Annotated in this window: 14 protein-coding genes and 1 pseudogene; 2 read left to right on the top strand and 13 right to left on the bottom strand. The window is 39.3% G+C overall.

The annotated features are described in order from the left end of the window. Positions 1–18: 18 nt before the first annotated feature. The 8 genes and pseudogenes from ACIROD_RS16075 to ACIROD_RS16040 all read right to left on the bottom strand — a co-directional run bounded on the left by ACIROD_RS16075 (position 19) and on the right by ACIROD_RS16040 (position 8,118). A complete protein-coding gene (locus tag ACIROD_RS16075) occupies positions 19–885 on the bottom strand; it encodes an FAD binding domain-containing protein (protein ID WP_101221628.1) in 867 nt (288 codons plus the stop codon). After that, a complete protein-coding gene (locus ACIROD_RS16070; RefSeq protein WP_034312987.1) occupies positions 882–1,346 on the bottom strand; it encodes a (2Fe-2S)-binding protein in 465 nt (154 codons plus the stop codon). Before ACIROD_RS16070 ends, ACIROD_RS16075 begins: the two co-directional genes overlap by 4 nt. Continuing rightward, positions 1,343–3,502 (bottom strand): xanthine dehydrogenase family protein molybdopterin-binding subunit, encoded by a 2,160-nt coding sequence (locus ACIROD_RS16065; RefSeq protein ID WP_402942085.1) that lies wholly within the window; start codon positions 3,500–3,502, stop codon positions 1,343–1,345. The genes ACIROD_RS16070 and ACIROD_RS16065 overlap by 4 nt, the downstream gene beginning before the upstream one ends. Before the next feature lie 136 nt (positions 3,503–3,638). Then, a complete protein-coding gene (locus ACIROD_RS16060) occupies positions 3,639–4,238 on the bottom strand; it encodes a nucleotidyltransferase family protein (protein ID WP_402942083.1) in 600 nt (199 codons plus the stop codon). 467 nt (positions 4,239–4,705) lie between these two features. Further along, positions 4,706–4,783 (bottom strand): annotated as a pseudogene (locus tag ACIROD_RS16055) (YpjP family protein); the annotation flags it as partial. A 194-nt stretch (positions 4,784–4,977) separates the two neighbouring features. Beyond that, positions 4,978–6,264 carry a M14 family zinc carboxypeptidase gene (locus ACIROD_RS16050; RefSeq protein WP_402942081.1) on the bottom strand — a complete coding sequence of 429 codons (1,287 nt, stop codon included), beginning with the start codon at positions 6,262–6,264 and terminating at the stop codon, positions 4,978–4,980. Between the two features lie 423 nt (positions 6,265–6,687). Next, the gene (locus ACIROD_RS16045; protein WP_402942079.1) at positions 6,688–6,864 is read right to left on the bottom strand and encodes a homing endonuclease associated repeat-containing protein; all 177 of its coding nucleotides are present in this window, start codon (positions 6,862–6,864) and stop codon (positions 6,688–6,690) included. A 351-nt stretch (positions 6,865–7,215) separates the two neighbouring features. Continuing rightward, positions 7,216–8,118, bottom strand: a complete 903-nt coding sequence (locus ACIROD_RS16040) for an aldo/keto reductase (protein WP_402942077.1) — start codon at positions 8,116–8,118, stop codon at positions 7,216–7,218. A gap of 275 nt (positions 8,119–8,393) precedes the next feature. Between ACIROD_RS16040 and ACIROD_RS16035 the strand changes: the two genes are divergently transcribed. After that, positions 8,394–8,651 (top strand): ribbon-helix-helix domain-containing protein, encoded by a 258-nt coding sequence (locus ACIROD_RS16035; protein ID WP_402942075.1) that lies wholly within the window; start codon positions 8,394–8,396, stop codon positions 8,649–8,651. Positions 8,652–8,743: 92 nt separating this feature from the next. Here ACIROD_RS16035 and ACIROD_RS16030 read toward each other — a convergent pair whose 3' ends face one another. Then, positions 8,744–8,875, bottom strand: a complete 132-nt coding sequence (locus tag ACIROD_RS16030) for a hypothetical protein (RefSeq protein ID WP_402942073.1) — start codon at positions 8,873–8,875, stop codon at positions 8,744–8,746. 82 nt (positions 8,876–8,957) lie between these two features. Continuing rightward, positions 8,958–9,380 (bottom strand): VOC family protein, encoded by a 423-nt coding sequence (locus ACIROD_RS16025; RefSeq protein WP_402942071.1) that lies wholly within the window; start codon positions 9,378–9,380, stop codon positions 8,958–8,960. A gap of 203 nt (positions 9,381–9,583) precedes the next feature. On the opposite strand from ACIROD_RS16025, the gene ACIROD_RS16020 reads away from it, so the two are divergent. Further along, the gene (locus tag ACIROD_RS16020) at positions 9,584–9,931 is read left to right on the top strand and encodes a potassium channel family protein (RefSeq protein WP_402942069.1); all 348 of its coding nucleotides are present in this window, start codon (positions 9,584–9,586) and stop codon (positions 9,929–9,931) included. 680 nt (positions 9,932–10,611) lie between these two features. Here ACIROD_RS16020 and ACIROD_RS16015 read toward each other — a convergent pair. From ACIROD_RS16015 to ACIROD_RS16005, 3 genes are all read right to left on the bottom strand, one after another. Beyond that, positions 10,612–11,205, bottom strand: a complete 594-nt coding sequence (locus ACIROD_RS16015; RefSeq protein WP_402942067.1) for a cupin domain-containing protein — start codon at positions 11,203–11,205, stop codon at positions 10,612–10,614. Positions 11,206–11,647: 442 nt separating this feature from the next. Beyond that, the gene (abc-f, locus tag ACIROD_RS16010; protein WP_402942065.1) at positions 11,648–13,285 is read right to left on the bottom strand and encodes a ribosomal protection-like ABC-F family protein; all 1,638 of its coding nucleotides are present in this window, start codon (positions 13,283–13,285) and stop codon (positions 11,648–11,650) included. Positions 13,286–13,733: 448 nt separating this feature from the next. Then, a complete protein-coding gene (locus tag ACIROD_RS16005) occupies positions 13,734–14,603 on the bottom strand; it encodes a cation diffusion facilitator family transporter (protein ID WP_101221616.1) in 870 nt (289 codons plus the stop codon). Positions 14,604–14,730: the final 127 nt, after the last annotated feature.

Here is a 14,730-nt window from a genome sequence, read left to right as displayed (position 1 = left end):
CCCCCCTATCTTTAAACATTAATTCGGTTGATATTGCTTCATGCTAAGAAAATAACGTAAAAGATGTAAAGCAACGGTTTTTCTGTATGCTGCAGTGGAGCGTTGATCGTCGATTGGTCTAATGATCTTATCGAAGGCTGCCACAATTTCAGCAATGTCTGCATCGGCTAATGGTATCGTTTTTCCAACCAGCTTCTTCTCAATATCAATGGAACGAACCATCGTAGGTCCGACCGCCCCGAAGGCAAATCGAATGTCATCGATTCGATCTTTGCTTATCCGGACGAAACCCGCAAACGATACTTTGGCAATGGCATCTGCGTTGCGGTTGCCGACTTTCTCGAAAACGACATGTGAATCTCCTAATACGAACGGCAGAATAATCTCCGTTACTATTTCATTGTGAAATCGTTGAACCTGTCGTGGACCTTGAATGAAATCGCTAATCGCAACCATGCGATCACCATTTACGGAGCGCAACAGAAGCTTTGCATTGTATACATATAATAAAGGAAGCATGTCACCGGCTGGAGAGGCGTTGCAAATATTACCGCCTAATGTTCCCCGGTTTCTAATTGCCGGGGCAGCAATTGTTTTAATTGCATTCTTTAAAGCAAAAGGAATCAACGGATTTTCAAGTAATTCACTATAGGTACAGCAGGCCCCGATGTGGAGATCCTTGTGATGTTGATACACCTGCTTTAATTCGGAAAGATGATTAATAAAAACAATGGGTTTAGGGATTTTTGGAGGTACTCCCCTTCTACTTTTGTGAAGAACCATAACATCGGTGCCCCCGGCTATGATTGCACAATCTTCTCTATTCAATTGGCTCAAAGTTTCGTCTAAACGCTCGAAGCGATACGCTGTTATTTTCTCTATCATAAGCCATCACCTTTTTTAGCTGCTAGGTTAATCGCCTCAACAATCATATTGTAGCCCGTACATCGGCACAGATTTCCGGAGATGCCCTCACGAATTTCAGCCTCTGAAGGATGAGGATTTTCAGATAACAAAGCTGCACTTGCCATAATCATTCCCGGTATGCAATAGCCGCATTGCACTCCCCCGGCTATGGAATAGCTTTCATCTAAAATTTTAAATTGTTCCGTTTCAATGATGCCTTCGATCGTTTGAATATCGGCACCAGCAATCGAGCCAATTGGAATAAGGCAGCTGTTTTGCAGGAGGTTATTCACAAAAACACTGCAGGCTCCGCACTCCCCTTCACCACAGCCTTCCTTTGTTCCGATTAACTCAAACTCATCTCTTAATAAATCTAGTAATCTTGCTGTAGCAGGGGCGTCAGTTTCTACCGTTCTTCCATTTAGTGTGAATTTAATCAACCCTCTTCACCTTCTTTCATCCAAAGACTTTCAATAATGACTTCCGGTGTAATCGGAATTTGCTGAAAAGAAGTGTGCAGGGCATCCTCAATCGCAGCTTGGACTGCTGGAGCGCCTCCGATTAAAGTCAATTCACCTGCACCCTTCGCCCCGTATGGACCATCAGCATAGGGGTTATCAAAGACCTTGCTTTCAATTGAAACAATATCCAATGAAGTCGGCGGTCCATAATCCGATATGCTTTTTTGTTGGATTCTACCTTGTTTTGACGTCATCTTTTCTAGATAACCGTATGCTAACCCTTGAGCCAAACCACCGTCAATTTGGCCTTTCATAATCCGTTCATCGATGACCTTTCCAACTTCATAATTGCCGTATACTTTTTCTAACTTTAAATTACCTGTTAACGTATCAACTTCTACTTCAACGATATTAACGCCCCATGAATAAGCCGGGTAGGCATCTCCAGTGAAGGTTTTCTCGTCCCAAGGAATCATTTCACGGTGAACATAGTGCTCAACCACTTCCTGTTCCACCCCTGTTTGCCACTGATTCTTAAGTTTTTTTGCGGCCCGCTCAAGCAATTTTCCGACAATCATCGTCGTCCTGGAAGCTACGGTCGGACCCGAGTCGGGAACCTCTTTTGTGTCGGGATAAGGGTACAAAATATCTTCGAACGGGAGGTTAAGTTCTTTGGCGACAATTTTACACAACGTCGTCAAAATACCTTGTCCCATATCAGAGTTTGAGATTTTTAGTGACACCTGGTCGTCCTTTGATTTAACCAGTTTCACCTTTGCTTTAATATGATCTCTTTCGCCACTGCCAGTAAATCCACAGCCGTGGAGGAACAGCGAAGTTCCTATGCCTTTTTTATAGCGCTGATTTTGTTGATTTAAGCGCTGAAAGTCTTCTTTTTTCTTGTTGTAGTCTGACACGTTGAGTACGTCCTCAATCATATCTTCCACTAATATCGGGTCGAGGAATTTACCTTTGGTGATGGTGGGGTCTCCTTGTTTGACGAGGTATTTTCGTTTATATTCAAGTGGGTCGATTTTTGCCAGTTTACTAAGATGTCCAATATGACTTTCGATTCCGGCAAAGCTTTGAGGAGCACCAAAGCCTCTGAAGGCGCCGTTCGGAACGGTATTGGTTTTTAAGACATAGCCTTTTGCATGAAAATGCGGAATTTTATAAACACCGGCACTGTTTAATAATGCGCGCTGCAGCACGACAGAGCTCAATCCAACATTTGCCCCTCCATCGAGATAGATGTCAACACACATGCTCAAAATATTTCCTTCCTTATCAAGGGCCGTCCGATATTTGAGTTTGGCCGGATGCCTTTTCGTCGTTACCAGCATATCCTCAGAACGGTCGAACACGAGCATTACCGATTTTTTTACTGCTCTTGCGGCAACGGCTACGTGACAAGCCATCATAGAAGGATAATCTTCTTTGCCGCCAAAACCTCCGCCGGTAGGACTTTGAACAACCCTGACTTCATCGTCACCACAGGCTAATGCGCTTAGCAATGCATTTTTTATATAATAAAGACATTGCATCGATCCCTGGACGACAATTTCATCATCCTTATAAACGGCGAGCATTCCTTGCGGCTCAAGATAGACATGCTCCTGATAACCCGTATCATATTCTTCTTCTATGATTTGATGGGCTCCCTGCTCGATAGCTGAAATGTTTTCTAAGCTTTCCCCAAATTCATAGCTTGCCAAAACTAAAGATACTGATTTTTGCTTGATCGCTTCGTCCAATGTATAGATAGCCTGATGTTCTTCAAATTCAACCCTCACTTCATTTAACAAACTGTACAGGATATCCAGGTCTTTGCCCGTGAGCATGAGAATCGGCTCACCAATATAATTGACCCACTCATTGGCAAAAATGGGCTGATCTTCTTTGATAATTTTGACATAATTCGGTCCGGGGATATGCTCTGCTCCAACAGCTTCATACCCTTCTGGCAGATTAGGTAATTGAATGGATATGATTTTTCCATAAGCAATTGGCGATCGATACAAAACACCATAAACCATATTTTCCACTTTTACGTCACTAATATAGGGCAACTGGCCCGATACTTTACCTTTATGGTCCTTTTTGGGCACTGAGGTGCTTATGTCTTTGAGATTCATTGCAACAACACCCTTCGACTCGTTTTTTTAATGGGACATATTCTGAATAGAAACCTCTTCCTATGATTTTATCAATGAGAATGATCTTTTATGATTCATTTCTATTTAAGATTTTCGTAGTTTTTAATAATTATTTTCACTTCGAGAAATTTAAAGCATGATCATAATCAATGGCTTTTTGGTAATCCTCCGGTGTATCAACATCCATTAATACTCCCGCATCATCTACATTCATGTATTGCTTTTCGTAACCGCCCAGGACCGCACGCAAATTACTTTCTGGATTGGTTTCGAGAATTTTCTGTTTCACTTCGCTTGATAATTTAATGGGATGGCCGCCTTTATAGTCAAAGCTGGGAATAACCACGTTTCCTTTGTGTTTTGCTAGTAGCTGAACAGTCTCTTTTTTTACAAGCGGACAATCGCCGGGTGTTATAAAGAAGGTTGGGGCATTTACTTCGTTGCAGCCCTTTTGAATGGAATGAAACATTCCCTGGTTAAAGTTTTCATTATAAACAAACTTGATCTGAAATGAATAGGCATTTTCACTGATGATTTTGGAAATTTCCTCTTGGATGATTTCCGCTTGAAATCCAGCTACGACGATGACCCTGCTGCATAATCCTTCAAATTTAGAGATCGTTTGCTCCAACACGCTCATTTGCCCCATCGGCAAAGTCATTTTAAATGCATTCGCCCGGCTGGAATATCCAGCAGCTAGTATGATCGCTTCCATATTTGTCACCTTCTACCTATCATTTTTCTTAAATCTCACAATAAAATCACAAGCGGAGGAAGGATTTGCTGTATGGACATTGATTGTTTATGCTTTGAATTTTAATTAAAGAAACTGGATTGTGTCTTTTTCTTTATATGCGTAAAAGCCTCATTATATTACTTATGGTACGCTTCAGCGTAACGCACCTAAATGAGGTTTAAATAATTTTTCGTAGAGATTAACAATGAATATTTTCGTAATTATGAAACGCATGGTACGGAAGAAAAAATGTTTTTTAATGACGGTCCAATCGATGACAGTGGTGCGGAGCACATCATTAATCCATATGATGAAAATAATAGATTTAGATGACCTTGAACTAGAGAAGAAGAGGTACATGGAAAAACCAATACAGTAGAAATTTTCATGCCGCCTCAAAAACAAGCAGAAAAAGTTTTAAAATGAAAGTGAAACCAATATCCTTATTTTGGCGGGTGATCTCGACGGACATGGAATCGGCATAAATCTTCTCCACTTCTTGTGTCATATACATATCCAAGGCGTGACAGGCAACGACTCAATACCCACAATTAATAGAATTTTAGATGTAAAGATTTAATAAGCCCCCTGTATCCCCCAAATCTCTAGAGCCCTACAATCTATATAAAACATCAAATAGGAGAGTTAATCACTATGGATAACTCTCCTATTACGGTACATCCTTTAAAAATCAACCGCTTCACAGCAACCGATAAAATTAATGTTTATCCCCAGGGCTTACTCCTAAGGCAGTGCTTGGGATGGCATCATAGACAGCAGGATCGGCGTTTTCAAGGGAACCGTCTGCTAATCCGTTAAGAACCGCTATGACTGGAACCTTTGCTGTTTCTTTAAGCATTCCGTTTTGCTTTTGACCAAGCGTTTGGGTTTGCCCCTTTATTTCAATTAGCATCGTGGCTGTGCCATTTAACTGGATGGCCCCAAGCCCAGAGCCTGGGTAGTTCACGATCGGATATTTTTGAATCGCGCCGAAAGAGGAGTTTCCAAGCTGCAACGACTCATAAGCGACGGCATTGACTTTTTTGCTCAAGGTAAGGACATCCTCGTCTAACACATAGTTCTTCCCGCTGAACGGGTCCACATAAGGCTTGGTTGTAAATTGAGCAAGCAGCTGGATGGAAACTGAACGGCTGTCCTCTTCTGACAAGCGGTTAAAGCCTCGGTGATGAATGTCAATGGCAACGTCCGGACTTAGTTCTTGGGTCAATTCTGTAAGTGCACGTGTTTCCGGTGAAAAGACAAGTGATGCGTTTGCTCCATTATTTGTGGCACTATTGTTTAACACTTCTGCCACTTTCTGTGGGTCCTTTTTAATCTCTTCCTTTATGTCAAAATCATAATTCGGATGGAAATCACGATTTAAGTCGAAACCAGGGATCCCGTAAACCACGCTTCCATCATTGTTTTGGGCTCTCTCGCTACCTTCTGCATTGTAATACCAAGGTGCTTTTGTATCAGCCGGAAGGCCTAGTTCTTTCGGATTCCATGTTTGATGGGAATACCTGGTTGGAAATGGTTTGCCCTCGTATTGGTTCGCTGTTCCATCAGGATTTAAACGTGGCACAAACCAGACACTCACCTCATCCAAAATATCATTTACTTCTTTACTGCCCGATGATAGCTGCTGCATTAACTCACCAATTGCTTCTGTGCCGAGCGGCTCATTTCCGTGAATTTGAGTATAAACAAGGACCCTCTTCTTCTCTGGATCATTGTCACCAAATTTCGCTACATATAGTGGGTACCCATCGTTGGATGTTCCAAATTGCTCAAGAACCATCTTCCCTTTCGCTACCTTTTCGATCTGCTTTAATTTGCTTTCCAATTGCTCATTTGACATCAGACCTGATAAGGAAAGGTTCTGTCCATCCTGTACCCAAGGACCATTTGGAGTGGTAACAGGCTCAGCAAAAGCTGTGGTCCCTACAAGAGTGGAAGCCAAAATCCCACTAGTGAGAATGTACTTTAATGCTTTTTTCTTCATTCTTTTCTCCCCCTTATAACTATATAACAAGACAAATATTAGCATATTCTGACTATTTTCGAAATGATATATTTAAAAATTTTGAAAATTCAAGCAACAGGTCGATTCTGGGCGTAGCGTATAACGCGGATAAGAATGGATCCAGTACGGTGCTTAGTAGCTACCTTATCTAGCTTTATTGACGATCTCAGATGGGCCATCGAAGACAAATGCGATGTTGAATTTTTTGAATAACGAGTCAGAAGCTTGCGACTGGGATAACCTTCATCTTATGTAGAAAAAATATTCTAAAAAGTGTGTAGGGAGTTGATGGATACCATGAAAAAACTAAGAGTATATAAGGAAAATGGCGAATAAAGAGAGTAAAAATTCAATATTCAATACCTGTTGGCATGAGTACTTGCTTGTTTATATCGTTTATGTTTAAGATCCAATGCTATGTTCTACTGCATCATCCCAACTAGGAAAGTAATGCAATGCGTTTTTCATTAACTCAGGATTTGACTTCTTCACCTCTTTCTTCAGTGGTGGCTTCCCTTCTTTTTCTACTAATTCAGAAATTAGATTTACGAGTTCTTCAACACTCATATTCACTTCCATGTTTCCCCTCCTTTTCGTTCCTGGTTATATATTTCCCCAATATTTGCACATACAACTTTAAAACCCAGCTACCTTCACATGAGAAGATTAGCTGGGTTTCTTAATTATTTACATCTACTTATTTATAGAACTATTCGGATCCGGCTAGTATAAAAGCTACTTCTCATTGTTCACAATCGCGCCCGATTGCCAATAATATATGTGATAAATAAGTACTAAAAAAATTCACCAAAAATCATGCTTTGAAAATTGAAAGTCCATCTCGTCATTTTTTGAAATTTAAGAATGGGGACCTCTTTACGGAGGTCCCCATTAATGAAGGCAAGGATTCTTGTTCAACGGTACAATTCATTAGGGAATATCATGTCCCATCGAGCTTGTTAAAATGTTAAACCATTGTTCTTTTTCCATGCTTAGGTTTAGTGAATCAATGGCGCTGTCCAATCGTTCTTTCTTACCTGATCCAACGATCGGAATGATTTTTGCAGGATGTCTCAACAGCCATGCATACATCACTTCATCTATTCCATTGGCCCCGATTTCTTCTTTTACGATTTCTAACGTTTTTCTTAAGCGGGCAGCCTTTTCATTCGACTCCTCAAAAATGCTTCCTCCTGCAAGCGGTGACCATGCCATCGGCGCCACGCCCATTTCCTGACATAAGTTCATGGTTCCGTCTTCGAAGTTTTCAAGATTATATGCAGAAAGCTCCAGCTGATTCGTCACAAGCGGATATTCTAGATAAGATTGAAGCATATCCCATTGCGGTTTTTTGAAGTTCGATACTCCAAAGTTACGGACCTTTCCTGATTCCTTTAATTGATTAAACGCCTCAGCCATTTCCGCAGGGTCCATCAGGGGATCAGGACGATGGATAAGTAATAAATCAATATAATCCGTTTTAAGATTCATAAGAGATTGATCAACAGACCTTATGATATGGGTTTTACTAGTGTCATAATGGTGACTTTTATGGGAAGGACGGTTTTTTGATTGAAGAACTATGCCACATTTCGTAACGATCTCCATTTTATCGCGTAAAGATGGCTTTAATGAAAGTGCGTTCCCAAAAATCTCCTCACACGTATAACTGCCATATATATCGGCGTGATCATATGTAGTGACGCCACGATCCATTCCGTGTTCAATAAGAGATAGGATTTCCTCGGTAGAAAATCTCCAATCCGCTAATCTCCACATACCGTGTACAATTCGTGAAAGACTAAGCTCATCAGTTAGATTGACTCTTTGCATGTTTTTCTCCCCTTTGATCTTGCTAATTAATTGTTTGTATTTCTATCAAGATTATCCTACGTTAATTTGTGTCAGTATCATTCGCTGCTGCCTTGAACATTAGTATAATTTAATTTTTCGGAGAATCCTAATTTTGAGTGGCCCTATGGCATATTTCTTTTGTTAACAGAATTGGAAAGAAGGAGGGCCAAAATGAACACAAGCATACTTACATTTCCTTACACTATATTTGTTTAACATCAATTAAAGGTATATGATAGATTAAAAGTCTGAAGGTGGAACGACCTATCAATTCTGAAACGAAAAAACCTATAAACATTACCCTCAATCCGCACTTGACTAATAGACTCGCTAATTTGGCTGAAGAAAGAGGTATCCCCATCGAAAGACTGATGGATAAAGCGGTAGACTTGCTGCTTGAATACATGGAAGACAATGAGACGGTTAATCAGGTGAAATTCAGTAACAACGAAGCGATTGAAAAGAATAAAGAAATGATTGCAAGAAGTAGAGAATTCATCAATAAAAAATAAGCACTTACCCCCTAGGTAAAGTGCTTGTTTCATACAAACTCGATGAAAATCAATTTTGCCTACAGTTTTTTATGATTTTTACAATTTAAACGTTAAATCACTCCTGGCACTCGCTTTCCGCGTGCGGTCCGGTAGCTCCATGGCTTACGCCTGCTGGTCTCCCCTAGACCCGCTTTTCCCGCAGGAGTCTCGAACACCCGCTCCAATTGACTTTGTTTTAACATTTGGATAGAACTCCTATTGCTACAGTCTTTTTTGTATTAAAATAGCAGGACTAAACTTGAGTATGAGGATGCTTTCTATTCATTATTCTTTGATATCCCACTGCGGGTTCCAAACGACCTCCCAAAGGTGTCCATCAGGGTCTTGAAAGTGTGCAGAGTATCCTCCCCAGAAAGTGTCATGTGCCTGATCGGTTATGATTGCGCCAGCTTTTTTTGCTTTTTCCAACACAATATCCACTTCCTCTTTACTGCCTACATTGTGACCAAGGGTAAATTCAGAAGGGCTTGCCGGAGACAAAGGAACCTTGGCCTCATGAGCTATATCCCTGCGATTCCATATGGCAAGCTTTAGGCCTTCTTGCAGGTCGAAAAAGGCAACGGCTCCATGCTCAAATTCTTTGCCCACTATTCCTTCTGTTTGAAATCCCAGGCCATCCCGATAGAATTCCAGCGATATTTCCAAATCATCCACACCTAATGTTATGACAGTAATACGTGGTTTCATGATTGTCCCCCTTTTTACTTACTTTCTCCTTCTATTGTTTACCAACGCTTCTAGTCCAAATCAGATCAGAATAAACAGGTTTTTTTGTCAATCCAAGCTGAATTCCTGTATAGTAGAATGATTAACTGATCAAGCTCGAATATCAGGATTTACTCATTCACTTTACTTAAAATGTAATGAACCGAAAGGAAATTCGATTACCAATGATTTCATTTATCCTCACCTTGAAACGTTTTCTAAAAGCGCTCTGGTCCGCTTTTAAACTGAAGAACTTCCAGGTTCTTTTCGTATTGGTCCTCGTTATGTTATTTTCCGGCACGATTTTCTATGTTAAGCAGGAAGGTCTATCTGTGATTGAATCCCTTTACTTCTGCATTGTTACTCTTAGCACGGTTGGGCATCCCAGTTTTGAACCGCAGACAACATTAGGAAAAGTGTTTACAATGATTTATATTGTAGGCGGCACCGGATTATTTATCGGCTTAATAGGATACCTGGCATACGCAATCATAAAGAAACCGGAAAACGAGAGCAACAGCAGCAAAATCTGAATGCATAGGAATGCTTAAAATACTTGGCATTCCTTTTTTATCGTAATACAATCACCCTTCACTACAACAAGTGCAGGTTCTCTGCCGAATAACAGTTGTTTACGTAGGGGCACAAATCCCCCTTTATATTGGGGACCGTCGAACTTTCATTAACATAGGATGTTAGTGAGACGGCATTCGAGGTGAGCAATATATATTTTATTAAAAATAATAATTTTTTTCATAAATAAAGTACTAAGAAACAATCAAAAAGAATTCAATAATAATTTTCCAAGAGACTATATTGATGCTGAAGATTAAAAATGGCGGGTAGCTCAAATATCATGCGGTGCCCGTAAATTTTAAAAATTCTTGAGCTGTTGACCTACATTATCTTTATGGAATCAAAAAAATGTCCCTACTCAAAGCAAGTAGGGGCTTTTCAATGTTTCGCAGTCAAAAATAGGTGTAGGGTATCCACGTTATTCTTTTGTAATGATCATAAAAACCAAAAAAGACCCTCTATAAGAGTGGGCTTTGAAAGATGGAGGTACCTTGTGGAGATAATAACGTAGTTTTATTATCTCCATTCGATTTCTAATTGTTCACCTTACAAAATAAAAAGGGTCAACCAATCTGTCAAAACCCTATCTGTATACTTTTGCTCTATATATACATTTTCTTGCTGAAGCATATACGATCTATTGCCATAATCGTTGCACTTCTTCTGCAGTCACTGCATCTGCTTTGGTAACATGAACAGTACCAAATGGATGATTAGGAGGAGCATATATCGAGTAAAGCTTTAGAGGAATATTACCTGTATTGGCTACATTATGCCATGTGCCAGCAGGTATCATTATTGCATAATCATCATAGACGTTTCTTACAAAGTTTAAATTATCCTTTCTATTGCCCATTTGAACAACCCCTTGACCTTGTTCAATACGTAAAAATTGGTCAACGTTTGGGTGAATTTCTAAACCAATATCTTCACCAACTTTAAGACTCATCAATGTAACTTGCAAATGTTTTCCTGTCCATAAGGCGGTACGGTAGGTAGTGTTTTGTTTCGTACCCTCATTGATATTCAATACAAATGGCTTTGGTCCATAATCTTTTACCTCAATATTATTTCTTCCATTTGATGATTGTAAATAGCCCAAATGGTTAACATTATTTACACTCCAATAATCAGGATTTCTTAAATGGTTATACATTGGTTCATTAACATAATAAGAATTTTGATATTGATAGGGATGGGGATGGGGATGGATATAAGGAGCATAGTACATTTTTCTCAACCCTTCACAGTTTATAAAATTATCATATGCACTTGTTAAGTGAATGTACTTGAAACATAAAAAAGCCCCTACTCATAAAAGTAAGGGGCTTAGATTTTGCAGGAACAAGACAGTAATAGTGGCTTTGCCAGCATTCTTATCAACAGAAAAATTTCTGGCCTTCTGGAACTTATATTAAGCTGACTCTGTACTCTTTCCACATTTAGTACACACCTTTATCAACAGTAACGATGGCTGCCTTAATCTTAGCTCCCCATTGCCATTTAATGATCAAATTTTCATTTGATCTCCAATCAGGATGAGTCCCTCCTTCATAACTTGTTTAATTTTACCATTTTTCGCCTTAATCCTTTTTAATGGTCTTTTAATAAATGTAAAATAACTAAATCATAAAGGCCCCTCTCGATTGAGAAGGGCCTTTTATGGGTTGCACTTAATCTTCAAGCTCCTTTTTCTTCTTCAAGAGTTGGAGATATTCCCTATCCAATTCCTCTTTTTCCTCTTTTTCCTCTTCCTTCACAACACTGGATAGTTTCCCAAGTGTCTCGATGATTTGCACTTCAATCATAAGAAGTTCAGCCTGTTTATCTTGATGATCATCCTTGCGTGTGGCCGTTTTTGTTGCTTCCTGATTGATAGCACTTACTCTCGAAGGTTCATCTTCAAATGAAAGTGAATGCGTTGCAAGCGATTGGATCAATGAACGATCATGAGTCACAAAAACGATGGTTCCTGGATATGCTTTTAACACTTCGGTTAAAGCCTCTTTAGTATGAATATCCAGGTAATTTGTAGGTTCATCCAAAACCAGTACATTATAATTTCCCAAAAAAACTTTTGCTAGGGAAGCCCTGACTCTTTCCCCACCGCTTAAAAGTGATACTTGTTTGTGAACGTCATTTCCTTTAAAAGCTAATCGTGATAATAGCGTACGAATAAAAGACTGATTGTAGGGACTATCCTCCAATATATTTTCAAGAACCGTTTTACTTTCATTCAAATTTTCTTGTTGTTGTGCAAAAAATCCAATCTTTGCCGGCTTTGCGACATATAAATCTGGGTGCCTTTCCACTATCTTTTTCAGTAATGTCGATTTTCCTGAACCATTTTGACCATTGATGGCGAGTCTGCAAGCTAGTTGGACATCTCCAAAAATATGTTGCTTCAGCATCCTTGATCCAACCTTCAGGGAACAGCCATTAAATCGAATGACCCTTTTGCTATGCAAAGATGGAAATTCTGAAATATCAAAGATGATAGGGGGATCCTCCCTCGGTTTTTCTTTTTTTGCTAATTTTTCAATCCTAGTTTCAATCGCTTCAGCAGAACGGTTCAATTTCGCCTTCTGTTTCCCGGCGCTGCGTTTATGGAGCCTTGCTTCTGAATTACCCATTCGTTTAGGGGCTTTCCTAATCGAATCAGATTTGGCTTGGAGGTTTTGTGCAGCCTGTTTCAACCGGTTCTTTTCGCGGGTATACTCTTCATATTGCTTATTTTCCTTTTCTGTTTTTGCTTGCTTTTGTTTGATATACGCATCGTAATTCCCTTCATATACCGTTACCTTGCCTTGCTCAACTTCCCATATTGTTGTACACAGATGATTCAAGAATGCTATATCATGTGAAGTAAGCAAAATAGCGCCATTAAAAGATTTTAAATCCTTTTCCAATTGTTCAATTCCGGATATATCCAAATGGCTGGTAGGTTCATCCGCAATCAATACATCCGCATTGGAAGAAAGGGCTGCGGCGATTTTTCTTCGAGTACGTTCGCCGCCGCTTATGTTTTCTTGATCCTCATTGGGCAATTTCCATATGCTCGTTAATACACCGCTTATTTCTTGTTCAGTTTCTTCCATCTGCGGGATATAGCTGACTGTTCCATAGCTCTCTATATTACCTGAATCGGGTTCCCTCACGCCCGCTAGTATAGAAAGCAGGGTCGTTTTACCTTCTCCATTCCTACCAACCAAACCAACACGGTCATGACTATAAAGATGAAGTGTATCTACAGAAAGAACTTCACGGCTCCCGTAGCTTTTCTTTAAATCATTCGCTTTTAAAAATAACATAAAAAAATCCCCCTCCATTTTTCTAGAGAGAGATCGCCTGCTACTAAATTAATATACATAAACCAAATATACCTCATCTGACTTGATAATCAGAAAAAGTAGTTGTATATGAATTAGTACCTATAAACGAACAGACGTATCCCATCTCTAAACATAATCATTAAAAATCTCACATGGGTATCTAAAAAGATTCTTGTTCAAATGAAAAAGTGAATTCACTTTACTTACCGGTAAGCAAACAAAGTGACGCGTATTTGCATTGAACATATCTAACCGATTACACCCATTGAAATTGATTTAGATTTACTGTTTATTTGATAAGATTACTGCTTCATTGTATAAGGTACCTTTTCCTTCCAATGTAATGAATTAATGATTGCATATTATTTATATGTTTGTAAAGCAGATTTGTACCCTTTTTTTCTTAATTCATTTAAAAAAGTGAGATTTAATTGGGCTCTACATGGACATGAACATCATACACTCCATGATCTGTCATCATCACTTTTTCTACATGTGTCGCTATATCATGTGCTTCTTTAATATCCAAGGTAGAATTGACAAGGATCACAACATCAATCACTTCGTTGTTACCGTAATTTCTCCCTTTAATCTCTTTTATCCCCTTGACCCCATCGACATTTGTAATTACATCCTTATATAGATGAATTTTATTTTCATCAAATCCGTCAGAAAGTTCATGTGAGGCTTGAATGAAAATATCCCAGGCTGTTTTGCATATTAATAAACCAACAATGACTGCAGTAAGGGGATCCAGCCAAGGCATGTTTAATTGGGAGCCAAAAATCCCTATAGCTGTTCCAATACTTACCCAAGCATCGGAAATATTATCTTTCGAAGCTGCCATAACGGCTTTACTGTTAATTTTCATAGCAAGCTTTTTATTATATCGGTATACAAAATACATGGCTATCGCTGATAAAACACCTACATACCCGGCAATAATGTCAGGAGATTCCTTTCCACCTTTAAGCATGGAAGCAACTGCATCTATTAAAACTTGTACACCAACAGCAAACATAATAAATGAAGCTACCATCGATGCAATCGTTTCACTTTTCCAATGACCATAACCATGATCTTTATCGGGGGGTCTTTGAGCTAGCCTTAAACCGATCAGTACGGCAATGGACGCAATAATATCAGTCGTATTATTCAAACCATCCGCTTTCAAGGCCGCTGAGTCGCTTATGTATCCGATAGCCAGCTTCATGATCGATAGACAAATATAAGCAATTATACTGATGATTGCTCCACGTTCGCCTAATTTGAGATCATTATATTTTTGTTCTTCCATTCAACTTCCCCCCACAATTAAGTACCTGAATATCATATCAACTTAAAAATGGGTGGGTCTATAGCAACCTTTTTGTATCGCTTTATATAAGTAAGTGATAGATAACTATGTTGCATATGGCAAACTA

It is taken from the genome of Peribacillus sp. NPDC101481 (assembly GCF_044767165.1).
Lineage (GTDB): Bacteria > Bacillota > Bacilli > Bacillales > DSM-1321 > Peribacillus.
The sequence above is the reverse complement of the archived record's forward strand: the minus strand, read 5'-3'. Positions and strand labels throughout refer to the sequence as shown.